The sequence below is a fragment of the Cellulomonas sp. Root485 genome (assembly GCF_001426705.1).
Taxonomy (GTDB): Bacteria; Actinomycetota; Actinomycetes; order Actinomycetales; family Cellulomonadaceae; genus Cellulomonas.
The window spans coordinates 1,818,892-1,841,352 of record NZ_LMFC01000001.1; the positions used below are offsets into that span (position 1 = coordinate 1,818,892).

The 22,461-nt window shown below is 73.0% G+C and carries 23 protein-coding genes and 1 tRNA gene; 11 read left to right on the forward strand and 13 right to left on the reverse strand.

The annotated features are described in order from the left end of the window. Positions 1-9: 9 nt before the first annotated feature. The 5 genes from folE to ald all read right to left on the reverse strand — a co-directional run bounded on the left by folE (position 10) and on the right by ald (position 6,383). The gene (gene folE, locus ASD16_RS08320) at positions 10-585 is read right to left on the reverse strand and encodes a GTP cyclohydrolase I FolE (RefSeq protein ID WP_055915278.1); all 576 of its coding nucleotides are present in this window, start codon (positions 583-585) and stop codon (positions 10-12) included. 162 nt (positions 586-747) lie between these two features. Further along, the gene (locus tag ASD16_RS08325) at positions 748-2,091 is read right to left on the reverse strand and encodes a M20/M25/M40 family metallo-hydrolase (RefSeq protein WP_055915281.1); all 1,344 of its coding nucleotides are present in this window, start codon (positions 2,089-2,091) and stop codon (positions 748-750) included. A 37-nt stretch (positions 2,092-2,128) separates the two neighbouring features. Further along, positions 2,129-4,213, reverse strand: a complete 2,085-nt coding sequence (locus tag ASD16_RS08330; protein WP_055915920.1) for a M3 family metallopeptidase — start codon at positions 4,211-4,213, stop codon at positions 2,129-2,131. A gap of 37 nt (positions 4,214-4,250) precedes the next feature. Then, a complete protein-coding gene (locus ASD16_RS08335) occupies positions 4,251-5,255 on the reverse strand; it encodes an NAD(P)-dependent oxidoreductase (protein WP_157453822.1) in 1,005 nt (334 codons plus the stop codon). Between the two features lie 9 nt (positions 5,256-5,264). Beyond that, positions 5,265-6,383 (reverse strand): alanine dehydrogenase, encoded by a 1,119-nt coding sequence (gene ald, locus ASD16_RS08340; protein ID WP_055915284.1) that lies wholly within the window; start codon positions 6,381-6,383, stop codon positions 5,265-5,267. Positions 6,384-6,492: 109 nt separating this feature from the next. Between ald and ASD16_RS08345 the strand changes: the two genes are divergently transcribed. Continuing rightward, positions 6,493-7,005: an Lrp/AsnC family transcriptional regulator gene (locus tag ASD16_RS08345; protein WP_055915924.1), complete on the forward strand. Its 513-nt coding sequence runs from the start codon at positions 6,493-6,495 to the stop codon at positions 7,003-7,005. 10 nt (positions 7,006-7,015) lie between these two features. Here the strand turns inward: ASD16_RS08345 and ASD16_RS08350 are convergent, their stop codons facing one another. Next, entirely contained in the window at positions 7,016-7,939 is a 924-nt protein-coding gene (locus ASD16_RS08350) for an aminoglycoside phosphotransferase family protein (RefSeq protein ID WP_055915288.1), read from the reverse strand. Between the two features lie 66 nt (positions 7,940-8,005). Here ASD16_RS08350 and ASD16_RS08355 point away from each other — a divergent pair, with 66 nt between their 5' ends. The 5 genes from ASD16_RS08355 (at position 8,006) to ASD16_RS08375 (ending at position 12,686) form a co-directional block, all read left to right on the forward strand. Then, positions 8,006-8,908, forward strand: a complete 903-nt coding sequence (locus ASD16_RS08355) for a matrixin family metalloprotease (RefSeq protein WP_055915291.1) — start codon at positions 8,006-8,008, stop codon at positions 8,906-8,908. Positions 8,909-9,034: 126 nt separating this feature from the next. Continuing rightward, positions 9,035-9,679, forward strand: a complete 645-nt coding sequence (locus tag ASD16_RS08360; protein WP_055915294.1) for an alpha/beta fold hydrolase — start codon at positions 9,035-9,037, stop codon at positions 9,677-9,679. A gap of 31 nt (positions 9,680-9,710) precedes the next feature. Then, positions 9,711-11,057, forward strand: a complete 1,347-nt coding sequence (locus tag ASD16_RS08365; protein WP_055915297.1) for a DNA polymerase IV — start codon at positions 9,711-9,713, stop codon at positions 11,055-11,057. A gap of 76 nt (positions 11,058-11,133) precedes the next feature. Continuing rightward, positions 11,134-11,361: a helix-turn-helix transcriptional regulator gene (locus ASD16_RS08370; RefSeq protein WP_055915300.1), complete on the forward strand. Its 228-nt coding sequence runs from the start codon at positions 11,134-11,136 to the stop codon at positions 11,359-11,361. Beyond that, the gene (locus ASD16_RS08375) at positions 11,358-12,686 is read left to right on the forward strand and encodes a HipA domain-containing protein (protein WP_055915302.1); all 1,329 of its coding nucleotides are present in this window, start codon (positions 11,358-11,360) and stop codon (positions 12,684-12,686) included. The genes ASD16_RS08370 and ASD16_RS08375 overlap by 4 nt, the downstream gene beginning before the upstream one ends. Here the strand turns inward: ASD16_RS08375 and ASD16_RS08380 are convergent. Then, entirely contained in the window at positions 12,673-13,527 is an 855-nt protein-coding gene (locus tag ASD16_RS08380) for an alpha/beta fold hydrolase (protein WP_055915305.1), read from the reverse strand. The two genes, ASD16_RS08375 and ASD16_RS08380, sit on opposite strands and share 14 nt — an antisense overlap. Continuing rightward, entirely contained in the window at positions 13,524-13,946 is a 423-nt protein-coding gene (locus tag ASD16_RS08385; RefSeq protein ID WP_055915308.1) for a ChaB family protein, read from the reverse strand. Before ASD16_RS08385 ends, ASD16_RS08380 begins: the two co-directional genes overlap by 4 nt. 116 nt (positions 13,947-14,062) lie before the next feature. Here ASD16_RS08385 and ASD16_RS08390 point away from each other — a divergent pair, with 116 nt between their 5' ends. Next, on the forward strand, positions 14,063-14,500 hold the full coding sequence (locus ASD16_RS08390) for a DapH/DapD/GlmU-related protein (RefSeq protein ID WP_235523177.1): 438 nt from the start codon (positions 14,063-14,065) through the stop codon (positions 14,498-14,500). A 2-nt stretch (positions 14,501-14,502) separates the two neighbouring features. Here ASD16_RS08390 and ASD16_RS08395 read toward each other — a convergent pair whose 3' ends face one another. Next, the gene (locus tag ASD16_RS08395) at positions 14,503-15,054 is read right to left on the reverse strand and encodes a DUF1269 domain-containing protein (protein WP_055915310.1); all 552 of its coding nucleotides are present in this window, start codon (positions 15,052-15,054) and stop codon (positions 14,503-14,505) included. A 126-nt stretch (positions 15,055-15,180) separates the two neighbouring features. Between ASD16_RS08395 and ASD16_RS08400 the strand changes: the two genes are divergently transcribed. From ASD16_RS08400 to ASD16_RS08410, 3 genes are all read left to right on the forward strand, one after another. Beyond that, complete coding sequence (locus ASD16_RS08400) at positions 15,181-15,864, forward strand: AraC family transcriptional regulator (RefSeq protein ID WP_055915313.1); 684 nt, start codon at positions 15,181-15,183, stop codon at positions 15,862-15,864. Between the two features lie 80 nt (positions 15,865-15,944). Then, positions 15,945-17,075, forward strand: a complete 1,131-nt coding sequence (locus tag ASD16_RS08405; RefSeq protein WP_055915316.1) for an epoxide hydrolase family protein — start codon at positions 15,945-15,947, stop codon at positions 17,073-17,075. Between the two features lie 99 nt (positions 17,076-17,174). Continuing rightward, positions 17,175-17,792: a dihydrofolate reductase family protein gene (locus ASD16_RS08410; protein WP_055915319.1), complete on the forward strand. Its 618-nt coding sequence runs from the start codon at positions 17,175-17,177 to the stop codon at positions 17,790-17,792. On the opposite strand, the gene ASD16_RS08415 is transcribed toward ASD16_RS08410, so the two are convergent. From ASD16_RS08415 to ASD16_RS08430, 4 genes are all read right to left on the reverse strand, one after another. Beyond that, positions 17,789-18,529: an SDR family NAD(P)-dependent oxidoreductase gene (locus ASD16_RS08415; protein ID WP_055915322.1), complete on the reverse strand. Its 741-nt coding sequence runs from the start codon at positions 18,527-18,529 to the stop codon at positions 17,789-17,791. The genes ASD16_RS08410 and ASD16_RS08415 overlap by 4 nt on opposite strands. Continuing rightward, positions 18,505-19,434: a sialate O-acetylesterase gene (locus ASD16_RS08420; protein WP_162250286.1), complete on the reverse strand. Its 930-nt coding sequence runs from the start codon at positions 19,432-19,434 to the stop codon at positions 18,505-18,507. Before ASD16_RS08420 ends, ASD16_RS08415 begins: the two co-directional genes overlap by 25 nt. Before the next feature lie 68 nt (positions 19,435-19,502). Continuing rightward, positions 19,503-20,465 carry a hypothetical protein gene (locus ASD16_RS08425; protein ID WP_157453824.1) on the reverse strand — a complete coding sequence of 321 codons (963 nt, stop codon included), beginning with the start codon at positions 20,463-20,465 and terminating at the stop codon, positions 19,503-19,505. 538 nt (positions 20,466-21,003) lie between these two features. Next, a tRNA-Leu gene (locus ASD16_RS08430) sits at positions 21,004-21,086 on the reverse strand. Positions 21,087-21,233: 147 nt separating this feature from the next. Here ASD16_RS08430 and ASD16_RS08435 point away from each other — a divergent pair. After that, positions 21,234-22,460, forward strand: a complete 1,227-nt coding sequence (locus ASD16_RS08435; RefSeq protein ID WP_055915329.1) for an AI-2E family transporter — start codon at positions 21,234-21,236, stop codon at positions 22,458-22,460. Position 22,461: the final 1 nt, after the last annotated feature.

The following is a 22,461-nucleotide window of genomic DNA, read 5'->3' on the forward strand; positions in this document are numbered from 1 at the left end:
GCCGACCTCCTAGGAACGCACCGCGGCGAGGAACTCGGCGCGGGTGGCCGGCGAGTCACGCAGGACTCCGGACAGCGCCGACGTCGTCGTCACCGCCCCACCCGCGCGCACCCCGCGCATGCTCATGCACAGGTGCTCGGCCTCGACCACGACACCGACACCCTTCGGCGCCAGCTCGGCGTCGATCCAGTCCGCCACCTGACGAGTGAGGCGTTCCTGCACCTGGGGGCGGCGGGCGAACATCTCGACCACGCGCGCGAACTTCGAGAGGCCCAGGATCCGGCCCGCCGGCAGGTAGCCCACGTGGGCGACGCCGACGAAGGGCAGCAGGTGGTGCTCGCACAGCGACTGGACCGGGATCGAGCGGACCACGACCAGCTCGTCGTAGTCCTCCTCGTTCGGGAACGTCGTCATCTCGAACGGCCGGGGCGTGAGCATGGCGGCGTACGCCTCGGCCATGCGTCGCGGGCTGCGCTCGGTGCCGGGGGTGTCGCAGGGGACACCGAGGGCCTCCAGGAACGCTCGCGCGGCCTGTGTCGCGGCGTCGACGCCTACCTCGGGTCGGGTCAGGGTGACGGTCACCACGGCCTCGTTTCTATTGAACAGTTCTGTGTACGCTAGAAACGATCGCCGGTGGTGTCAAGGAGATGGGCGACGGGACATCGAGCACTCTCGCCGGGCTCGACGTGCGGCTCGACCCGCACCCCGACCGCTGCTGCGTCGTCCTCGACGTGCGTGCCGGCTGAGTCAGCAGGTCCGCAGGAGCCGGTCCAGGACCCGGGTCCCGAAGCGCAGGGCGTCCGACGGCACGCGCTCGTCGACGCCGTGGAACATGCCGGCGAAGTCGAGGTCGGCGGGCAGCCGCAGCGGTGCGAAGCCGTAGCCGCGGATGCCGAGCCGCGAGAGCGACTTGTTGTCCGTGCCGCCCGACAGCGTGTACGGGAGCACGGTGGCGTCGGGGTCCTCGGCCAGCAGAGCCTCGACCATGCGGTCGACGAGGTCACCGCTGAACGGCACCTCGAGCGCGGTGTCGTGATGGATCCGCTCGATGCGGACGTGCTCGCCGGCCAGCTCGGCGACGGACCGCACGAACTCGTCCTCGAGGCCGGGCAGGTAGCGACCGTCGACCGTCGCCTCCGCCGAGCCGGGGATCACGTTCGCCTTGTAGCCCGCGGTCAGCTGGGTGGGGTTGGTGGTGTGGCGCAGCGTGGCGCCGACGAACTTCGACGCGGGACCGAGCGCAGCCACGAGCCGGTCGACACCGTCAGGGTCCTCGGGGTCGAACGGCAGCCCGGTGAGCTGGGCAACCCCGTCGAGCAGGGCTCGGACGGTGGGCGTGAGCTGCAGGGGCCAGGCGTGCCGGCCGAGCCGCGCCACCGCCTCCGCGAGGTGCGTCACGGCGTTGTCGGCGTTGACCTGGCTGCCGTGCCCCGCGCGGCCGTCGGCGACGAGCCGCATCCACGACAGGCCCTTCTCCGCGGTCTGCAGCAGGTAGGCGCGGTGGCCGTCGACGTCGACCGAGAACCCGCCGACCTCGCTGATCGCCTCGGTGGCGCCCTCGAACAGCTCCGGGCGGTGGTCGACCGCCCACCGCGCACCCATGCTGCCGCCGGCCTCCTCGTCCGCGAACATCGCGACGACGACGTCCCGCGCAGGCTTGCGACCCTCGCGGGCCATCTGGCGCACGACGGACAGGATCATCGCGTCCATGTCCTTCATGTCCACGGCACCGCGGCCCCAGACCAGGCCGTCGACCTCCTCCGCGCCGAACGGGTCGACGGACCAGTCCTCCGCCCGCGCCGGCACGACGTCCAGGTGGCCGTGCAGCACCAGCGCGGGACGCGTCGAGTCCTCACCCTCGAGCCGCACCACGACGCTGGCCCGGCCGGGGGCGCTCTCGAACAGCTCGGGATCGAGCCCCACGTCGGCGAGCAGGCCCATGACGTGCTCGGCCGCCGCCCGCTCCCCCGGCCCGGAGTCGTCGCCGTAGTTCGACGTGTCGATGCGGATGAGGTCGCGACAGATCTGCACGACCTCGTCCTGGGCGGAGAGCGAAGCGGGCGCGCCGGAGGCCGGGTGGGTGACGGGCATGCCGTCCACCGTACCGGCCTCCGGGCGGCCCCTGCCGTCAGCGGGTGGCCGCCCCCGCAAGGCCCCGGCGGGCCAGCAGCGGGTCGATCAGCGGGTCGCGTCCGCGCAGGTCGCGGAACGCCTGCATCGGGTCGAGCGACCCGCCGCGCGACAGCAGCCGCGCCCGGAAGGTGTCGCCGTTGGTGCGGTCCAGGCCGCCGTTCTCCCGGAACCACTCGACCGTGTCGGCATCGAGGACCTCCGACCAGATGTACGAGTAGTAGCCGGCCGAGTAGCCGCTGGCGAAGATGTGGTTGAAGTAGGTGGTGCGGTAGCGCGGCGGGACCGGGGCGTAGTCGACGCCGGCGCGCCGGAGGGCGGCCGCCTCGAACGCCTCGACCTCGTCGACGTCCGTCGGAACCTCGTCGGGCGACAGCCGGTACCAGGCCTGGTCGAGCAGCGCGGCCGCGAGGTACTCGGTGGTCGCGAACCCCTCACCGTCCTGACGGGCCGCCAGCAGCGTGTCCACCCACTCCGACGGCATGGGCTCGCCCGTCTCGTGGTGCAGCGCGAACGAGCGCAGGATCGACGGGTCCCAGGCCCACATCTCGTTCACCTGCGACGGGTACTCGACGAAGTCCCGCGGGACGGCGGTGCCGGACTGTGACGGCCACCTCACCGCGGAGAGCAGCCCGTGGACTGCATGACCAAACTCATGAAACAGCGTGATGACCTCGTCCCACGTCAGCAGCGTGGGCTCTCCGTCGGGCGGCTTCGGGATGTTGAGGTTGTTGACCACGACGGGACGCTCGTCGAGCAGCGTCGACTGGTCCACGAGGTTGTTCATCCACGCACCGCCGCGCTTGGACTCGCGCGTCCAGTAGTCGCCGAGGAACAGGCCGAGCTGGCTGCCGTCCGCGTCGAACACCTCGAACACCCGCACGTCCGGGTGGTAGCCCACGAGGTCGTGGCGCTCCGCGAACGTGAGCCCGTAGAGCTCGGTCGCCGCGCGGAACACCCCGTCGGCCAGCACCCGCTCCAGCTCCAGGTAGGGGCGCAGGATCGCGTCGTCCAGCGAGCGCCGCTCCTTCTTGACCTGCTCGGCGTAGAACTGCCAGTCCCACGGCTCCAGCCGGACGCCGGAGTGGTCGTGCCCGAGGGCCTCGGCCAGGTCGGCACCCTCGGCGCGGGCGTTGGCGACGGCCACCGGGGCGAGCCGCTCCAGGATGTCCGAGACGGCCTGCGCGGTCTTCGCCGTCGCGTCGGCCGCGACGTACTCCGCGTGGTGCGCGTACCCGAGCAGCTGCGCACGTTCGGCCCGCGTGCGGGCCAGGCTCAGGAGCGTCGGCCGCGTGTCGTGCGAGCCCGAGGCGCCGCGCCCCGCGGACGCGCGGAACACCCGCTCCCGCAGGTTCCGGTTGCGCAGCGTGGCCAGCGGCGCCTGCTGCGTGGGCAGCGCGAGCTCGAGGAACCAGCCCTGCTCGTGGCCACGGGATCGCGCCGCCAGCGCCGCGGCGTCGCGAGCGCCCTCGGGCAGGCCGTCCAGCTCGTCCTCGTCGGTGACCAGGACCCCGGCCGCGTTGGTGGCCGCCAGCAGCAGGCGCCCGAACTCGGCCTCGAGGCTCATGATCTCGGCGTTCAGGGCGCGCAGGCGGTCCTGCGACGCCTCGTCGAGCCCGACGCCGGACCGCACGAACTTGGTGTGGGTGCGGTGCAGCAGCCACGCGGTGTCCGGCTCGAGCTCCAGCGCGCCGGAGTCGACGTCGGCCTGCAGCGCGGCGACCCGGGCGAACAGCCGGGCGTCGAGGTAGATCGCGTCCAGGTGCGCGGAGAACTGCGGTGCCAGCTCCTGCTCGATCGCCTCCAGCCCGGGCGTCGAGTCGGCGCTGGACTGGTTGTAGAAGCTCTCCACCGCACGACCCAGCAGGCGCCCCGAGCGTTCGAGCGCCTCGAGCGTGTTCTCGACGGTCGGCGGGGCGGGGTCGGAGGCGATCGCCTCGACCTCCGCGCGCTGCTGCGCCATCCCCGCGAGCAGGGCCGGGCGGTAGTGCTCCTCACGGATCCGGGTGAAGTCCGGGAGGCCGTAGGGCAGGGTGGACGGGACGCCGAAGGGGTTGTCGGCGGGGAGATCGGTCGTCTGCATGGCGGACATCATCGCCGACAGGTCCGACGTCCGCCCCTCACGACGTGCGGGCGAGGAACGCGTCCTCGGCGGCGTACGCGAAGAAGTCGCCCATCGCCTCCATGCGGACGAACCCGGGGAAGGCCTCGCGCCAGTCGCGGGTCGACGCCGCCTCCACCAGCCACGCGACGCATGCGCCGACGGTGTCCGCGTAGCCGCCAGGAGCGACGTACCCGAGCTCGTCCGCCGCACGCCGCATGTCGAGCACGATGGGTCGCGGTACCGCCCAGGGAGTCAGCCCGACGCCGTCCACCGGGTCGCCCGCGACGGTGACCAGGCGCGACGTGACCCCCATCGCCGCGTCGACGGCGACGGCGATCTCGGCGACGGTGAGCGCCTCCGGGTCGGCGGCGTTCAGCACCCGGTCGCCCGGCTGCCGCGCCGAGAGCCGGACCAGCTCGCCCAGGACGGAGGTCGCGGTCGTGTGGAACCTGCTGCGCCCGTCGTAGGCGAGCACGCGCACGTCGCGACCGTCGAGCACGCGCTTCACGAACGTCCACTCGCGCGGCTGGATGCACCCCGGGCCGTGGATGGCGCCCGGACGCAGGACCGTGGTGGGCACGGGCGACCCCGACCACGCCTGCTCGAGCGCCACCTTGCCGGTCGCGTAGGAGTCCCGACCGGGTCCGACGGTCGGCTGGGCCTCCGTGACGGGGACGGGGAAGCTCCCGAACTCCTCGGACTCGAACCCGTCGCCCGCGTCGTCGACGTAGACGGCCGCGCTGGAGACGACGACCGCCGACCCGATCCGGTCGGCCCGCTCGACCAGCGGGGCGGCCTGCCGGTCGTCGTACGCGACGACGTCGACCAGGACGTCCACACCACCGGACAGCGCCCGCTCCAGCGCGTCGGCGTCATGGCGGTCCCCCAGCACGAGCTGCGCGCCGCCGACGTCCGCCGCGTGCCGGGCCAGGACGCGCACGTCCCAGCCGTCCTCGAGCAGAGCGGGCACCACGGCCCGGCCGATCTGCCCGCTGCCACCGATCACCAGCGCCGTCGCCATGGGACGAGGCTAGGCGAGGGCGCGCGCCGCGGCGGTGTGGGTCGGGTAGCCGTGCGCACGGGCGACGGCGGCGTTGTACAGCTCGCCGTCGTTGGTCGTCAGCCCGGCGCCGAGGGCGGGGTCCGCGGCCACCGCGGCCGTCCAGCCGAGGTCGGCGAGCGCGCTCAGGTACGGCAGCGTGACGTTGGTCAGCGCTCGGGTGGACGTGACGGGGACGGCTCCGGGCATGTTGGCGACGCAGTAGAAGACGGACCCGTGCACGAGGAAGGTCGGGTCGTCGTGGGTGGTGGCGTGGGTGTCCTCGAAGCAGCCGCCCTGGTCGACCGCGACGTCGACGAGGACGGAGCCGGGTCGCATGCGCGAGACGAGCTCGTTGGTGACCAGGTGCGGCGCGCGGGCCCCGGGGACCAGCACGGCGCCGATGACGAGGTCGGCGTCGAGGAGCTCGCGCTCGATCGCGTAGGCGCTGGACGCGATGGTGCGGACGCGTCCGCCGAACGCGGAGTCCGTGTCCCGCAGACGCGGCATCGACAGGTCGAGCACCGCGACGTCGGCGCGCATGCCGACGGCGATCTCGGCGGCGTGCCGGCCGACGACCCCGCCGCCGAGCACGACGACCTTCGCGGCGTCGACGCCGGGCACGCCACCGAGCAGGACCCCGCCGCCGCCCTCGTTCTTCATCAGGTGGTACGCGCCGACCTGGGTGGAGAGCCGCCCGGCGACCTCGCTCATCGGTGCGAGCAGGGGCAGCGACCCGTCGGGGAGCTGCACCGTCTCGTACGCGATGGACGTGGTCCCGGCCGCGAGCAGCGCGTCCGTGGCCGGGCGGTCCGCGGCGAGGTGCAGGTAGGTGAACAGGACGAGGTCGTCGCGCAGCAGGCCGTACTCGGAGGGCACGGGTTCCTTGACCTTGCAGACGAGGTCGGCGCTCCCCCAGACCTCGGCGGCGTCGGCGAGGATCGTCGCCCCGGCGGTGGCGAACTGCTCGTCGGTGATGGCCGAGCCCTCCCCGGCTCCGGCCTGGATGAGCACGGTGTGCCCGGACCCGACCAGCTGGTGCACCCCCGCGGGCGTCAGCGCGACGCGGTACTCGTGGTTCTTGACCTCGCTGGGGATGCCGACCTTCATGGTGGTCTCCGTCCGGGCTGGGCTTCGGCAGTTCCCCTCATTCTGAACTTCCTGTGTTGCGAACGGATGACGACGAGCGATGATTCGCTAGATTCGCATCATGCCCGTCATGGATTCGTCAACTGGCCCCTCTGCCGGTCCGCGCCGAACCGCGTTCGGAGCCGTGGAGCTCGACGACGTCGACCGGCGCCTGCTCAGCGAGCTCGAGCGGGACGGTCGGATCTCCAACAAGGAGCTCGCCGCGCTCGCGGGGATCGCCCCGTCGACGTGCCACGCACGCGTGCGGGCCCTGCGCGAGTCCGGCGTGCTGCGCGGGTTCCACGCCCAGGTGGACCCGGAGGCGGTCGGCCGCGGGCTGCAGGCGATGATCGCGGTCCGGCTCCAGCCGTCCGCCCGCGCCCGGCTCACCGAGGTGGCGCACCGGCTCGCGCAGCGGCCCGAGGTGCGGGACGTGTACCTGCTGGCGGGGGTGGACGACGTGCTGGTGCACGTGGCGGTGCGTGACTCCCCCGAGCTGCGGGCGTTCGTGCTGGAGCACCTGAGCACCCGCCCGGAGGTCGCCCACACCCAGACCAGCCTCGTGTTCGAGCACGTGCACGCCCCCGGGACAGCGTCGCTCTGAGTCGGTCTGGTCAGCCGGACACCCGCGCCCAGACCTCGGCCTGACCGAGGATCGCGCGCGCGCCGGGCTCGTCGCCGAGCTGGTCCCAGACCCACAGGGCGGACTCGGTGCAGCGCGCGAACGCCCAGGCGGCGACGCGGTCGGGGTCGAGATCGAGCAGCCCCGCGAGCAGGGTGACCCGGTCGCGGAGGACGACGGCCGGGTCGGGGTGCTCGAACGGGTCGTCGACCTGCTCGAACAGTGGCCACAGGTCGTAGGCCGGGTCGCCGCGCATCGGCTTGGGGTCGATCGCGAGCCAGCGGTGCTCACCTGCCGCCAGGATGTTGCCCGGGTTGAGGTCGCCGTGCACCAGCACGTCCGCCGATCCAGGGAGCGTCCGCAGCAGCTCAGCCGCAGCGGCGACGCCGACCCCGTGCCGCGACCCGCGCTCCTCCAGCAGGTCCGCCCAGCCGGCGCAGACGTCGGCCATCGCCGGCACCTCGACCGCACCCCCGACGGACCACAGCGACAAGGCGACGTCGGCGGCCGCGGTCAGTCGCTCGCGCGCGCTCCCCGTCGCGCGGGACAGCGGAGTGCCGGGCTCGACCCGCTCGAGCAGCAGCGCCCAGTCGTCCTCGTGCGCACCGAGCAGCTGCGGGACCCCGTGCCCGTGCCACGCGCGCAGAGCCGCCGCCTCGTGGCGCGCCTCGTCGTGCGGGAAGGACAGCTTGAGGACCACCGACCGGCCGTCCGCCCGGGTGGCCGGCGCGCACCACGACGCCGCCCCGTCGGTGAACGGTGGAGCGAGACGCAGTCCCCACCGTGCGACCGCCCGGGCGACCACGGAGGGCAGTCGGTCGATCCACTCGGCACCGCCGGGCGTGCGGCCCACGCCGTCGCGCAGGATCGCGGGGACCTCCACGTCCGGCACGGCACCGCCCTGGCTCTGGCTCATTCGTGCCAGTATCGCGGCCCCGATATGCGATCCTGCGGCGACCGACGTCGGACGGGAGGTGACGGAGTGAGCGCTGGGGACCCGCAGGGCCTCAACCCCTGGGTCGACGCGCGCGGTCACCACCCGCACCCTCTGCTCCTTCCGCGCCCCCGCGCCGCGGCGGAGGAGGACGTGGTGCGCTTCCACGGCCCGCCGGTGCGCGTCCGTCGCGGGCCCCGGCCCGCCGTGGTCCTGGTGACGCTCGCGCTGGCCGGGCTCGTCGCCCTCGGAGGCTACTGGTGGACGTCGTCGTCGGCGTTCGGCCCGCCGGCAGGCCTCGAGGAGGCGGCCGCCCCGCTCGGCGCACCGCCGCTCGGTCAGCCCGACTCCGGGGGGTACGCCTTCAGCGCCGTGCAGCCCGACGGGAACGGACCCGTCGCGTACAGCCCGTGCCGCCCGATCCACTACGTCGTCCGTCCGGACGGCGCGCCCGCCGGCGGTGCGGAGCTCATCCAGGTCGCGATCGCCCGCGTGTCCGCCGCGACAGGACTCCAGTTCGTCGAGGACGGCCCCACGCAGGAGGTACCCAGCACGGACCGCGAGGCCTACCAGCCTGACCTGTACGGACGCCGGTGGGCACCCGTGCTCGTCGCCTGGTCGACGGCGGCGGAGTCTCCCGAGCTGGCGGGCGACGTCGCGGGGATCGCCGGATCCGCGTCGATCACCCGCGCCGGCCGCACGGTCTACGTCACCGGGTCCGTCACGCTCGACAGCGAGGACGTCGGTGCGCTCGGCGCCGTGCCGGCGACCCGTGCGACCGCCCTCGGCGTCGTCACCCACGAGGTCGCCCACCTGGTCGGGCTCGACCACGTCGACGAGCCGACACAGCTCATGTACCCCCGCACGGGCGTCTCGCGCACCGACTTCGGCACCGGTGACCTCGCGGGGCTCGCCGCGCTCGGCACCGGCGAGTGCGCGCCGGACGTCTGACCGAACCCTTCACACCCGGTCCGCACGACCTCACACGGAACTCCCAGGTCGGGTGCGTACCCTCGCCACGGACCGCGTCACCGCCACCCGCCCGCTGAGGAGCCCGTCATCCACCGTCGCCCGATAGTGCTCGTGCACGGCACCCGGACCTCGTCCGTGATCTGGCGTCGACAGGTGGACGCGCTCGAGCGCTCGGGGCACCACACGGTGGCCATCGACCTTCCGGGCCACGGTCGCCGCTCGCACGAACGCTTCAGCCTCGACGGCGCCCTGGCGGCCATCGACGACGCCGTCGGGTCCTGCCCCGAGCCTCCGCTCCTGGTCGGGCTCTCCCTCGGCGGCTACACGAGCCTCGCGTACGCACGGCAGCACGAGCACAAGATCGCCGGCGTGGTGCTGGCGGGCTGCTCGACGGAGATCAAGGGCAAGCCGCTGACCGCCTACCGACGCGCCTCCGGGGTGCTCGCGCGCGCCCTGCGCCTGGGCGGCCCGGACTGGCACGTGGTCACCGACATGCTCACGGCGCTCGCGGGGTACTCGCCGCTCGCGGACCTGCGTCGCACCGCCGTACCGGTGTGGCTGGTCAACGGTCGCCGCGACCCGCTGCGCCTGGACGAGCGGCGGTATCTCGAGGCTCGTCCGGGGACACGGCTCACGGTCGTCCCCAACGCCGGCCACGATGTGAACGCTCACGCGCCCGTCGCGTTCAACCGCATCCTGCTCGACGCCCTGCACGAGCTGCGCCACCGTGGCGGCCTCGCCCTCGCCTGAGAGAGGCGCTCGCCGAGGCACAGTAGGGGGCGTGGACCCCGCGCAGCTCGCCGACGCCTCCCGGCTGCGCACCCGTGCGACCGTCCTGCACGCCGACGCGGACTCCTTCTTCGCCGCCGTCGAGCAGCGCGACAAGCCCTCCCTGCGCGGTCGACCGGTGCTCGTCGGCGGGACCGGCCCGCGCGGTGTGGTGTCCACGGCGTCCTACGAGGCCCGCCGGGCGGGGGCGCGTTCCGCGATGTCGATGAGCCGCGCCCGCCGGCTCAGTCCCGCAGCAGCCGTCCTGTTCCCTCGTTTCGAGGCGTACTCCGCGTACTCACGGCTCATCATGGCGACGCTCGGGACCCTGTCCGAGCTGGTCGAGCCGCTGAGCATCGACGAGGCCTTCGTCGATCTGGAGGCCGGTCCGTTCGCCGACGACCCGGCCGGTGCAGCGACCGACGTCCGGGCACGGATCCGCGAGCTCACCGGGCTCGCGGTGTCCATCGGCATCGGCCGCACCAAGCTCGTCGCGAAGCTGGCGTCCGACGCGGGCAAGCCGGACGGGCTGCTCGTGGTCGCGCCCGCCGACGAGGACGACTTCCTCCTGCCCCTGCCGGTGCGTGCGGTGCCCGGGATCGGTCCGGCGACGGCGGCTGCCCTGGAGCGGCTCGACGTGCGGACGGTCGCGGACCTGCGGCGCCAGCCCCTCGACATCCTCACCATGACCGTGGGCGAGTCGTCGGGCGTCAACCTGTTCCGGCTGGCCCGCGGCATCGACCCGCGTCCCGTGGCACCCAGCGGTGAGCGCAAGTCGGTGGGCGCGGAGCGGACGTTCGCGCAGGACATCTTCGGGACCGACCTCATCGCCGCCGCCGTCGACCGCGTGACGGACGAGGCCCTGCGCCGCCTGACGGCCCACGGGGGTGGCGCGCGGACGGTCGTCGCCAAGGTGCGGTTCGCCGACTTCACGACGCTGACCCGGTCGGTGACCCTCGCGCAGCCGACCGCGGAGCCGGCCGAGCTGCGAGCCGCCGCGCACCAGGCCGCGCGCGCCGCGGGCATCAGCGACTCCGTCCGGCTGCTGGGCGTCTCGTTCCACAACCTGTCAGCCCACGCGCAGCTCACGCTGCCGTGGGACGACGAGGCCGACCCCATCGTCCTGGACGACCCCGCCGCCGACGGTCCCGTGGCGTTCGGGCTGCTGACCGAGGAGAACGCGCGGCCGGGCCTCGACATCGAGCACGACACCCTCGGCCGCGGCTGGGTGGTGCACGTCCGAGGTCGGGAGGCCACGGTCCGGTTCGAGAGCGTGGACACGCCCCCGGCCCGGTCGCAGGTGCTCGACCTCGACGCCGACCCGCTGCGCCTCGTGCCGCCGCTCCACCCCGAGATGTGAGAATATATTCGCATACCGTTGATGGGCTGTTATTCTCTCATCGACGGTATGCGTAGATATCCTCACAGGAGCGATCATGAGCGAGAACATCTGGGCCCGGGTGCACAGCCCGGCCGACCTCGGCGCGGTGCTGCGCGAGCTGAGGGAACGCGCCGACCTCTCGCAGGAGGCCGTCGCGGACGAGCTCGGCATCGATCGGCGCTACGTCTACCAGCTCGAGACCGGGGTCCCGACCCTCTACACCACACGACTGTTCGCCCTGCTGCGCCTGCTGGACGCCCATCTGGAGGTCAGTGCACCGTGACCCGAGACCTGGACGTGTGGCTGTACGGCACGCACGTCGCCCGGCTGCACGGCGACGTGCCCGCGCGACCCACGCTCCGCTACACCACCGATGCCCTGGCCCGCTGGGGTCTGCGTTCCGGCGTGGTCTCCGGCCTGCTCCCCCTGTCGACGAAGGAGCCCGCACCGCCTCGCGTCCGGGTCTGGCTGGACGGGCTGCTCCCCGAGGGCCGCGCGAGGTCGAGGCTCGCCGACCTCGCCCACGTCGACCCCGACGACCCCGTCGCGTTCCTGCGCGCGTACGGCCGCGACACGACGGGCGCGCTCGTGCTGGTGGAGGCCGGCGCACCGCCCGTCGCGATGGCGACCGCAGCGCCCGACCTCACAGACGACGAGATCGGTGGCCTCCTCGACGAAGCCAGCCGCGACGGTGCTGCCGAGCAGATCACGTCGATCACCGGACTCGAGGCGAAGATCGCGCTGGCCCGGACGGCGACCGGATGGGTGCGGCCCTCCGACGACCGCCCGTCGACGCACATCGTCAAGCTCGCACGACCGGAAGGCAGCGAGGCCCACGACCTGGTGGACACCGAGCATGCCGCCCTCGAGCTGGCGCGACGCTGCGGGCTCGGCACCGTCGAGTCCGAGCTGCGCACGTTCGCGGGCAGGCGCGCGATCGTGGTCCGCCGCTACGACCGGATCCCTGGCACCGACGGCTCCAGCGTCCGGGTCCACCAGGAGGACACCGCGCAGCTGCTCGGCCTCGACACCCGGGACCCCGATCGCAAGTTCCAGCGTGGGCGCGCCCTGCCCTCGCTGCGCGAGATCGCGTCGCGGCTGCTCGTCCTGGGGATCGACCCGCGAGCGCTGCTCGCCCTCACCACGTTCAACCTGGCCGTCGGGAACGTCGACGCGCATGCCAAGAACATCTCCGTCCTGCACCACCCCGACGGGACGCACGCGCTGGCACCCGCGTACGACGTCGCCTTCCACACTCATCACACGGGCACGCGAGTTCCGTTCGCGATGGACGTCGCCGGCCTCCGGGACATGGGACGGATCAGCGCCGCCGACCTTGTCGCCGAGGGCCGGTCGTGGTCCCTGACGGCCGACCAGTCCGCCCGGACCGTGCACGCCACCCTCGAGCGCCTCGCTGCCGCGCTGGGCTCGACCGACCGCGGCGCACACCCCGGCGTCGGTGACGAGGCGTGGAGGTCGGTCGGCGAGCGCGTCGAACGCCTCCTCGCCAGCTCGACCCCGCCCACCCCGCGGACCGGTCGAGCACGGCCGACGCCGGCCCGGGCACCCCGTGGGACACCGCAGGGCGGCCGATTCACCTCGAGGTGATCCCGCCGGTCGCGGACGTCAGTGCCTCCAGCCGGTCGACCAGTACGGGCCAGGCACGCTGCGGCGGCACCCCGTGACCGGCATCGGGGAGGACGAGAAGGTCCGCGCCGGGGATCTCCCGTGCCAGCGCCTCGCCGTGGGCCAGCGGGAACAGCGGGTCGTCGTCGCCGTGCACCACGAGCGTGGGAACGGCGATCTCGCCGAGCCGGTCGCGGCACGACGGACCGGGGTCGACGAGGAAAGGGTTCGTCAGGGCGGCCCGCAGGTCGACCGACCGGTCCACCGTGCGCTGCGCGATCGTCCGCTGGAGCGTCTCGTCGAACCCGCCGCGCTGGAACGGTCGCTCGAGGTCGGTCAGGTAGGCGACGACGGCGTCGTGGTCGTCCCAGTCGGGCTCGTCCGCGTCGCCGTCGAAGAACGCTCGCAGGGAGTCGGACATCCCCGGCAGGCCCGGCCCGCCCGGCGTGCTGCTCACCAGCGTCAAGGACGCCACCCGCGCCGGGTGGTCGAGCGCCAGGCGCTGCCCGACGACCCCGCCGCCCGACACCCCCAGGACGTGCGCACGGTCGACCCCCTCGTCATCCAGCAGCGCGAGCACGTCGCCCACCGCGTCGCCCATCCCGTAGCCGGGCTCCCCCACCGGCCACGTCGTCGAGCGGCCCTGGTCGCGTGCGTCGTAGCGCAGCACCCGGTGGTGTCGCCCGAGCAGGTCGACCAGGCCGTCCGGCCAGGCGACCAGCGAGCAGCCCGCGCCGTGCACCAGCACGAGAAGCTCGCCGGCACCGGAGACGTCGACGCACAGCCGAACGCCGACGGCGACCTCGACCAGCCGCTCCGTCACCGCAGCGCCTGCCGGCTGCGGCGGTCGTTCTCCTTCTCGATCGCCTCCACCAGCTCGTCCTTGCGCATCCGCGAGCGCCCCGCGATGCCGAGCTCCGTCGCGACGTCGTACAGGTGCGCCTTGCTCGCGTTCGCGTCGACCCCGCCGGCCGTCGGCGCGTCCGAGCCGTACCCCTCCTGCGCATGCTGGTCCGACGGCCCGTACTCCGCCTTCGGGCGCCAGCTGTCGCCGACCTTCTCGTGGCTGTGCTTCAGGGCGGCGAAGGCGACGCGGTGCGCGCGTTCCTCGTCGCCGTCGTACTGGTCGATCGCCGCGTCGTACGCGTGCGCGAACGTCCGCTGCGCCAGCTCGTCGGAACGCTGCAGCGTGCTGGGCAGCTCGCTCTGCTTCGCGGCGCCGGATCGTGTCGTCTTGGGCACGGCTCGATCGTCACCCGGTCCGCGCACGGACGCCACCTGGGCCTTAGGTCACTGGTTGGGCGTCCGACCGCCTCGGATGATGGCAGGACCGGAGATGAGCAGATCAGGAGCGTGACGTGACAGACAACGACGTACGAGGCCGCGCCGTCCCGATCGAGGGCGTCGACGGCGAGGTCCGTGTGTACCGGCGCCACCCCAACGGCGGCGGGCTCGTCGAGGTCACCGCGACGGTGGCCGACGGTGCTGCGGTGCACGAGTCCGCGTACGTCGAGTCCGGGTCTGTGCTCGGCGCTGGCACCCACGTCGGCCCCGGCTGCTGGATCGAGTCCGGTGTGACGATCGGCGCCGACGTGCTGGTGGGCCAGAACGTGCACCTCGGCTCCGGCTCACGGATCGGCGCCGGTGCCCGGATCGGCGCGAACGCCCGCCTCGGCGCGGGGGTGGTGGTCGCCGCCGGCGCCCGGGTCGCACTCGACGCCCGGGTCGCCGACCGCCACGTCGTGCTCGGCGACCGGCGCCGGGCGCCGAGGTCGGACTTCGGGACCGCTGCCTAGGCTCAGCCGGCCTCGGACCTTGCTGCCTCCGCTGCGGCCTTGATCTCGTCGGCCTCGACCTTGTCGATCGCCTTCTCGACGATCGCGTCGGCCTTCGCCAGCGCCTTGCGGATCTCGACCGCCCCCGGGTCGGAGACCAGGGCGAGGAGCCCGGAGTGCCCGGGGACGATCGCGTCCTGGAGCTCCTCGGCCAGCCCCTTGCGGTGGCTGAGCTCGCGGGCCTTGCCCGTCGCGGCACCGACCGCACCCAGGACCGCGGCGCTCCCGATGATCGACGGCGGGAAGATCAGGCCCAGCGCGACGCCTCCGACGACTCCCCACTTCAGACCGTGCCGGGTGCTGTGGTCGGTCGCCTTCTGGATCTCCAGGGTGCCGTCCAGGGCCCGCGAGACGACGATCACGCCGTCGATCTCGAGGGTCCTGCCGTCCTCGATCGACTTGAGCGCCTCGTAGGCGGCCAGGGCTGTGTCCGTGTCCGCGAAGTCGGCCACGAAGAGGGTGTACGCGCCGTCCGAGAGGGCGGCGACGACGTCGGTGGGTTGGTCGTCCGACATGGAGAGCTCCTTCGTCTGCAGAGACATGTCCGATCTGGTGCGATACCGACCGTAGACCCGCCGGACGCTCCGGCGCAGGTGTCGTCCCGGTTCCGAGCCCGTGCCGCCGGTCTACGCTCGTCGGGCATGAGCTTCCTCTACGAGGAGCGAGCGTCGTCGTCGGTCTTCGTCGACGTCGTGTGGCACACGCAGGACACCAGCGACGGGACCTACCTCGCCTCGGCCGACGCGCGCTGGGACCTGATCTTCACGGTCGCCGCTCACCGCCACCGCGTGCTGCTCAGCGGCCCGTCGACGCAGCCCACGCCGGTGCCGTACAGGACGGGCAACCGCAACGTGGGCATCCGGTTCGCCCCCGGCGCCTACTTCACGCACGTCCCCGTCGACGCGATGCGCGACCGCACCGAACAGCTCACGATGCCCTCCCCCGAGCTGTTCCTGCTGGGGGGATCGACGTGGCCGTTCCCCGGGACGGACGACGGGCTGGTCGACGCCCTCGTCGAGTCCTTCGCCCACGTCGGGCTGCTCGCGCGCGACGACGTCGTGGAGGCCGCGCTCGACGGTGGCCCCGTGCCGCTGTCACCCCGCTCGGTCGAGCGGCACTTCACGCACGCCACCGGGATGAGCCCGCGGCAGGTCCGCCGGATCGCCCGGGCGCGCGAGGCAGTGGCACGCCTGCAGCGCGGCGAGGCGATCGCCGACGTCGCTCACCACCTCGGCTACGCGGACCAGTCCCACCTGACGCGCGAGCTCAAGCGGCTGACGGGGTACACGCCGGGGCAGTCGCAGGGGCGCGACGAGCCCGTCTGAGGCGGTGTCGTCCCGGTTCAAGACACCCCGGCGGAACTCCGGTTGGCTCGGACCACACACCGACGGAGAGGACCTGCGCCATGGACATCCGACCGTACGAGATCGCGGTCCCGCCCGCGGAGCTCGACGACCTGACCGACCGGCTCGCCCGGACCCGCTGGCCCGCCGACCTGACGCCCGGCTGGGAACGCGGCACGCCGGTGTCCTACGCGCGGCGGCTCGCCGAGCACTGGCGCACCGGCTTCGACTGGCGCGCCCAGGAGCAGCGGCTCAACCGCATGCCGCAGTTCCTCGCCGACGTCGACGGCCAGCCGGTCCACGGGCTGCACGTGCGGTCCAGCCACGAGCACGCCACACCCCTGCTGCTGTGCCACGGGTACCCCGCGTCGTTCGTCGAGTTCGCCGCGCTCGCCCCCGCCCTGGCCGACCCCACGGACGGCCCCGCGTTCCACGTCGTGGTGCCGTCGATCCCCGGCTTCGGGTTCTCGACCCCGCTGACGGGCCACGGCTGGGATCTCGTCCGGACCGCCGGCGCGTTCGACCGGATCATGCAGACCCTCGGCTACGAGCGGTACGCGGTGGTCGGCGGCGACGTCGGTGCCGGGATCAGCGAGCAGCTGTGCCTCGACGCCGGCGACCGGGTCATCGCCTCCCTGGTCACCACGGATCCAGGTGCCATTGCGACCGCGTACACCCCGCCCACCGACCACCTGACCGACGAGGAGAAGTCACGGCACGAGAGCCTCAAGGCCGCCCGCGCGGAGGACTTCGGGTACCTGCAGCTGCAGACGACCAGGCCCCTGAGCGTCGCGTACGGCCTGACCGACTCCCCCGTGATGCAGCTGACGTGGATCGTCGAGAAGCTGCGCGAGTGGACGGACCCGGAGCGTGAGCTCCCCGAGGACGCCGTCGACCTCGATGACCTCCTCACGCTCGTGAGCGTCGCCTGGTTCGGGCGGGGCGGCGACGGCGGCGCCAACCTGCTCTACGAGGCCGCGCACGCGTCGATGGCCTGGGGCCGCACGCACGACCGCCCCCAGGGCATGGTCGCGTTCGGCGAGGAGCCCCTGATGCGGCGCATCCTCGACCGCGACGGCCACCTGGCGTTCTGGGCGCAGCACCCCCGCGGTGGGCACTTCCCGGCGATGGAACGCCCCGACGAGCTCGCCGGGGACATCCGCCGGTTCCTCGCGGCGGTGCCCGTCGGCTGAGCCGGGTGAGGTGGGGTGGCCGGATGTGGGTGGTGTGCGGTCTGATCGTGTCGAGCAGCCGCGCAGCACCGTGCGCGGCCACGACCATGGAGGACCCCGATGGCGACGATCGTCTCCACCCTGTTCATCTCGCTCGACGGCGTGGCCGAGATCGACCCGGCGTGGCACTTCCCGTACTTCGACGAGAACATGGGCGCCGCGGTCGGCGCGGACTACGAGGACGTCGACGTCCTCCTGCTCGGACGCGTGACGTACGACAGCTTCGCGGGCGCGTGGCCCGAGCGCGAGAGCGCCGGCGGGGCGGACGCCACCTTCGCCGTGCAGCTCGGTGACATGCGCAAGGTCGTCGCCACGCGCGGCAGCCAGGACCTCGGCTGGCGGAACGCCGAGGCCGTCCAGGGCGACCTCGTCGAGGCCGTCGCCGCGCTCAAGGCCGACCCGACGGTCGGCAAGATCCTCATCGCCGGGTCCCTCTCGGTCGTCCGGCAGCTGCTCGCCGCCCAGCTCGTCGACCAGCTCAGCCTGCTCGTGCACCCCGTGGCCGCCCGTCACGGAGAGCGGCTGTTCGACGACGGCGAGCCCATCTACCCCCTGCGGCTCCTGCGCTCCGAGATCTTCCCGACCGGCGTCGTGCACCTCGTCTACGCGCCCAGCGAGCTGCCCGGCAGCCAGACCTACGACGACGTCACCGACAACGTTCCGGGCGCCGACAGCTAGACGGCCTCCGGGTCCGATCCCTGGGCTGCCCGCCCGCCGTCGACGGGCAGGACGACTCCGTTGACGAAGCTCGCGTCGTCGGAGAGGAGGTAGGCGACCGCGGCGGCCACCTCCTGCGCGGTGCCGACCCGGCCGAGCGGGTGCAGGGCCGCCATCTGCGCGTCGACCTGGGGGTGCTGCTCGCGGTACGCCTCGTACCGCGCGGTGCTCACCGACCCGAGGGCCACGGCGTTGGTGCGGATCCCGGCCGGTCCGTGGTCGACGGCGACCGCCCGCGTCAGGCCCTCGACGGCCGCTTTGGCGGTCGCGTACGGCAGCGCCCCACGGACCGGCCGGACGGCCTGGTGGGAGGACACGTTCACGATCGCGCCAGGGCGGGAGCGGGCCAGGAAGTGGTTCACGGCCGTGTGACAGCCCGTGACCGCGAGCGAGAGGTTGGCCGTGATCATCGCCAGGACGTCGTCGCTCGTCGCAGCATCGAGCGTGGCGTCCTCGAAGACCGCCGCGTTGTTGACCCACCCGACGAGCGGAGCCTCGGCCTCCGCGCGCTCGGCCGCCTGTCGCGCCACGCGCGGATCGCGCGCGTCCCCGGAGACCAGGGTGATGTGCGGGTCTGTCCGGTCGAGGGCGTCGACGACGTCCAGGACGACCACGTGACCGCGCCGCGCGAGCCGATCGACGATCGCCCGACCGACGCCTCGGCTGCCCCCGGTCACCACATACGAGCGCTCGGCCACGAGCTGCTCCCGTCGTCGCGGCCCACCAGGGTGCGCCAGGCGGCGTACATCCGACGGCCCTGCTCCCGCTGCCCCAGGGCGTCGTAGTGGATCTCGTCTCCGGGCCCGTTCGTCATGCCGCTCGGCCCGGGCACGAACACCGTGTCCGGCAGGCGCCCGGCCGTCTGCCGGTGCACGGAGTCGATCCCTCCACGCGTGGGATCGGCCGCGATCCACTCCGGCACCATCTGCCCGATCACGAACGGCGCCGGGCCCACGTCGGCGCGCAGCCGCGCGACCAGCCCGTCGAGCTCGGCGGCGTACCCCTCCGGCGAGATCCGGCCGACGTCGCTCTCGCCCTGCACCCAGAGCACCGCGACCAGCCGGTTGCCGTCACCCTCGGCCAGCGCGTCACGCACCTGGCCGACGGCCTCGTCGTACAGGTTGCGCACCGACCCGTGCAGCTCGGGGTCCCACGTCATCCCCTGCGCCGGCGCGAAGCCCGTCCCGCCCACGGCCGCCTGCACGATGACCACCTCCCTGTCGTGCTCGGCCCCGTACGCGCGCGCGAACGACAGCGCCGGTCCGACCCCGGACGCCGTGAACGGCCCGACCAGCGGGTCCACCGCCGGCACGACGGTGTCCACGTCCGGACCCGAACCTGGCCACTGCCAGATCCGCGGGTCGGGCACCTCGGCCGACGGCTCGTCGGGGCCGGTGCCCCAGCCGAGCGCGTTCGACTGACCGAGCACGGCGACGACGTCGTACCCGTCGGGCAGCGGTGTCGGGGTCGGTGTGCTCGCCGCGGGGATCGTCGGGGTCGCCGTGACCGTCGGAGCAGGGGGCGGGAGTGCCGTCGCCACCGGGGCGCAGCCGGTGAGAGTGACGAGGAGCACGCTCGCCGCCAGCCGCCAGGTCCGCTTCACGCAGCGCATGCTGCCCTGCTGGCGGGGCTGGAGCAACGCAGGTCCGGCCAGCGGCGAACATCGTCGACCTAGCGGGGCCCGTACCGCAGGACCGCGGTCGACGCCTCGCCCGAGAACTCACAGCCGACGGCCGTCCCGTAGTCGTTGACCGCAGTGAGCACGGTCGTCTCGCCCGGGACGAGTGGCGCCACCGGTCGCACAGGACCGGTGGCATCGTGGACGAACCCCTGCTGTGGCCCGGTCGCGATGGCCAGGTTCCCGACCACCCGGCCTCGCTCGTTGATGTCGGACGCGATCCCCAGGACCGAGCCCGGCGCCTCGACCGGCACGGGTGCCGCACCCTGCGGCCAGCGCACGGCGCGCATCGAACCTCCCGCGGTGGCCGTGTAGCTGTACCCGACGACGTCCCCACGGTTGTTGAGCGCTGTCGCCAGGCTGTGGCCGCCCAGGGTGCCGAGCTCGGTGAGCGTGCCGTCTGGTGCCCACACGACCGCGCGCTGCGCCCCGCTGCCGTCCCACGCGTACCCCGAGACCTGGCCGCGGTCGTTGATGTCCGAGGCACCCGTGTCCCCACCGAGCCCCGGCAGGACCCGCATCGCGCCCCCGGTCCAGACGAAGGCGTGTGACTGCCCGCCGAACGTGCCGGACGTCCCGACGACGTCGCCGCGCTCGTTCAGGCCGGTCACGTACGAGTAGGTGTCCGACGGGTCGGCCACACCGATCCGCACGAGCTGGCGTTCCCGCCACAGCGCCGCGACGCCGTCGTCCGTCCCGGCGATGTCGCCGCGATCGTTGATCCGCACCGCCGAGTCGAGGCCGCCGGGGAGCGGAAGAAGCCGCCCCTGCCGGTAGACGTGCGTGTCGGTGACCACCACCTCGAGGCCGTTGATGTCCTGCGCGCACTCGTCGACACCGAGGCTCACCAGCCCAGGGTCACCCGCCGCGGCGTGCGCCGGTGCAGCGACGAGCGTGACACCGAGCAGCCCCCCGCTCAGTCCAGCCGTCATGGCAGCCTTCAGGCCGGTCCTCATGTGGTGCCCCCTGTCGTCGGCGGGACGGACGGCACCGGGTGCGCCGTCGGACGTCGCCGACGTCACTCGATGGTCGGGCCGGGGACATTCCGGGCACAACGGACGCTGCCGATGTTCACCTGGTCGCCGATCGCCGCGGAGCCGTCCGGTGGCGTGGCCGCACGAGCCCGCCACGATGGGCTCCGCCTGCGTTCCTGCTGGTCGGGAGCCGCCCCTCCCGTCTCGGCGAGGCTTCTGGGGGCATCCACACGTCGGGGGTTATCACCCGGTGCTCTCGACCGATGCAGCCCTGCTTGATCGCGTGGGTGAGGCACCGTGAGCACCACGACCGATGGTGCGGGCTCGTCTCGACCCAGGTGCTGGTCGATGTCGCCGAGGTCACCCATCACCCCACCGTGGCCGCGTCAGCCACGGCGTGCCGGCGAACGCGACACACCGCCGCTCGACCCGGGGCGCCCGGACCGCTAACCACCGGGAACGACAAAACCCCCGATCGCGTATCCGCAGATCAGGGGCCAGTCGTCGCTGTCTCAACGAGTGTCCGGAGGGGGACTTGAACCCCCACGCCCTTTCGGGCACTAGCACCTCAAGCTAGCGCGTCTGCCATTCCGCCACCCGGACAGGTGGACCGCAGGGCACCCGGAGGCGCCCTCAGGTGCGGCAGAAAAGATAGCACGGCGCGGCGGGCGAGCATGCATCGGCCGCTCGGGGCAGACTGGCCGCAGGCACCGTGTCCAGGATGCCGTCAGCCGTGATGCAGGGAGCCCGATGACCGACGCGAGCAGCTCGACGGGCCGGTCCCCGGCCAGCCCGACGGCGCGGAAGGTCGCAGGTGCCCGGCGCAACCCGAGCGTCTACGGCACGGAGCACACCGCACCCCGCTGGTTGCGCGGCGCGGCCGGTGTGTCGTGGCGGTTGCTCGTCGTCATCGCGATGGTCGGCCTGATCTTCTACGCCACGTCGCGCGTGCAGCTGCTGTTCGTGGCCGTGTTTCTCGCGTTCGTGTTCACCGCCGTCCTGCGTCCCGCGGTCGAGTTCCTGGCGCGTTGGGTCCCGCGCGGGCTGGCCACCGCGTTCGCCCTCCTCGGGGGCATCGTCTTCTTCCTCGGCCTGCTGACCTACGTCGGCTACTCGATCGCCAACCAGTGGGCGGACCTCACCGAGCAGTTCAGCGACGGCATCGGCCAGATCACCGACTTCCTGACGGACGGCTCGCTGCCGTTCAGCATCACCAACGAGCAGATCGCCGAGTGGATCAGCAACGGTCAGAAGTGGGTGCAGGACCACGCGGGCGACCTTGCCGGTCAGGCCGCTGCGGGAGCAGGTTCGGTGGTCGAGGTGTTCACCGCCCTGGCGCTGGCGATCTTCTGCACGGTGTTCTTCCTCGCCCGCGGACGAGAGATGTGGACCTGGTTCCTCAACCAGCTCCCGTCGCGCGTGCGCGACAGCTGGAAGACGGCGGGCGGCGCCGGGTGGTACACGTTCTCCGGGTACACGCGCGGCACGGTGATCATCGCCGTCACGGACGGGATGCTGGCGTTCATCCTGCTGAGCGTCCTGCGCGTCCCGCTGTCCGCCCCGCTCGCCGTGCTGGTGTTCATCGGTGCGTTCATCCCGCTGATCGGTGCGCCGCTCGCGATGGTCATCGCCATGATCGTGGCGCTCGCCGCGAACGGCCTGCTGTCGGCGGCGATCGTGGGTATCGGCATCGCGCTGATCGGGCAGTTCGAGGGACACATCCTGCAGCCGATCGTGATGGGCAAGCAGGTGTCCATCCACCCGGTCGTCATCGCGTTGGCCGTCACCGCCGGAACGCTGACCGCGGGCATCCTCGGCGCCGTGATCTCCGTGCCGCTGGTGGCGGTGTGCTGGGCGGTCTTCTCCCGGCTGCGCACGATGGACCCGCCGATGGAGGAGGACGAGGCCGACGACGACGTCGAACCGGTCGAGGACGTCGAGGAGATCGACGACGACCAGGTCGTCAAGCAGCCCTGAG

Coding starts and splice junctions, on each gene's coding strand:
- ASD16_RS08325 (WP_055915281.1), bottom strand. CDS start 2,091: ATGCCCGTCACCCACCCGGCCTCCGGCGCGCCCGCTTCGCTCTCCGCC.
- ASD16_RS08435 (WP_055915329.1), top strand. CDS start 21,234: ATGACCGACGCGAGCAGCTCGACGGGCCGGTCCCCGGCCAGCCCGACG.
- ASD16_RS08405 (WP_055915316.1), top strand. CDS start 15,945: ATGGACATCCGACCGTACGAGATCGCGGTCCCGCCCGCGGAGCTCGAC.
- ASD16_RS08400 (WP_055915313.1), top strand. CDS start 15,181: ATGAGCTTCCTCTACGAGGAGCGAGCGTCGTCGTCGGTCTTCGTCGAC.
- ASD16_RS08370 (WP_055915300.1), top strand. CDS start 11,134: ATGAGCGAGAACATCTGGGCCCGGGTGCACAGCCCGGCCGACCTCGGC.
- ASD16_RS08395 (WP_055915310.1), bottom strand. CDS start 15,054: ATGTCGGACGACCAACCCACCGACGTCGTCGCCGCCCTCTCGGACGGC.
- ASD16_RS08350 (WP_055915288.1), bottom strand. CDS start 7,939: ATGAGCCAGAGCCAGGGCGGTGCCGTGCCGGACGTGGAGGTCCCCGCG.
- ASD16_RS08425 (WP_157453824.1), bottom strand. CDS start 20,465: ATGAGGACCGGCCTGAAGGCTGCCATGACGGCTGGACTGAGCGGGGGG.
- ASD16_RS08330 (WP_055915920.1), bottom strand. CDS start 4,213: ATGCAGACGACCGATCTCCCCGCCGACAACCCCTTCGGCGTCCCGTCC.
- ASD16_RS08410 (WP_055915319.1), top strand. CDS start 17,175: ATGGCGACGATCGTCTCCACCCTGTTCATCTCGCTCGACGGCGTGGCC.
- ald (WP_055915284.1), bottom strand. CDS start 6,383: ATGAAGGTCGGCATCCCCAGCGAGGTCAAGAACCACGAGTACCGCGTC.
- ASD16_RS08335 (WP_157453822.1), bottom strand. CDS start 5,255: ATGGCGACGGCGCTGGTGATCGGTGGCAGCGGGCAGATCGGCCGGGCC.
- ASD16_RS08345 (WP_055915924.1), top strand. CDS start 6,493: ATGGATTCGTCAACTGGCCCCTCTGCCGGTCCGCGCCGAACCGCGTTC.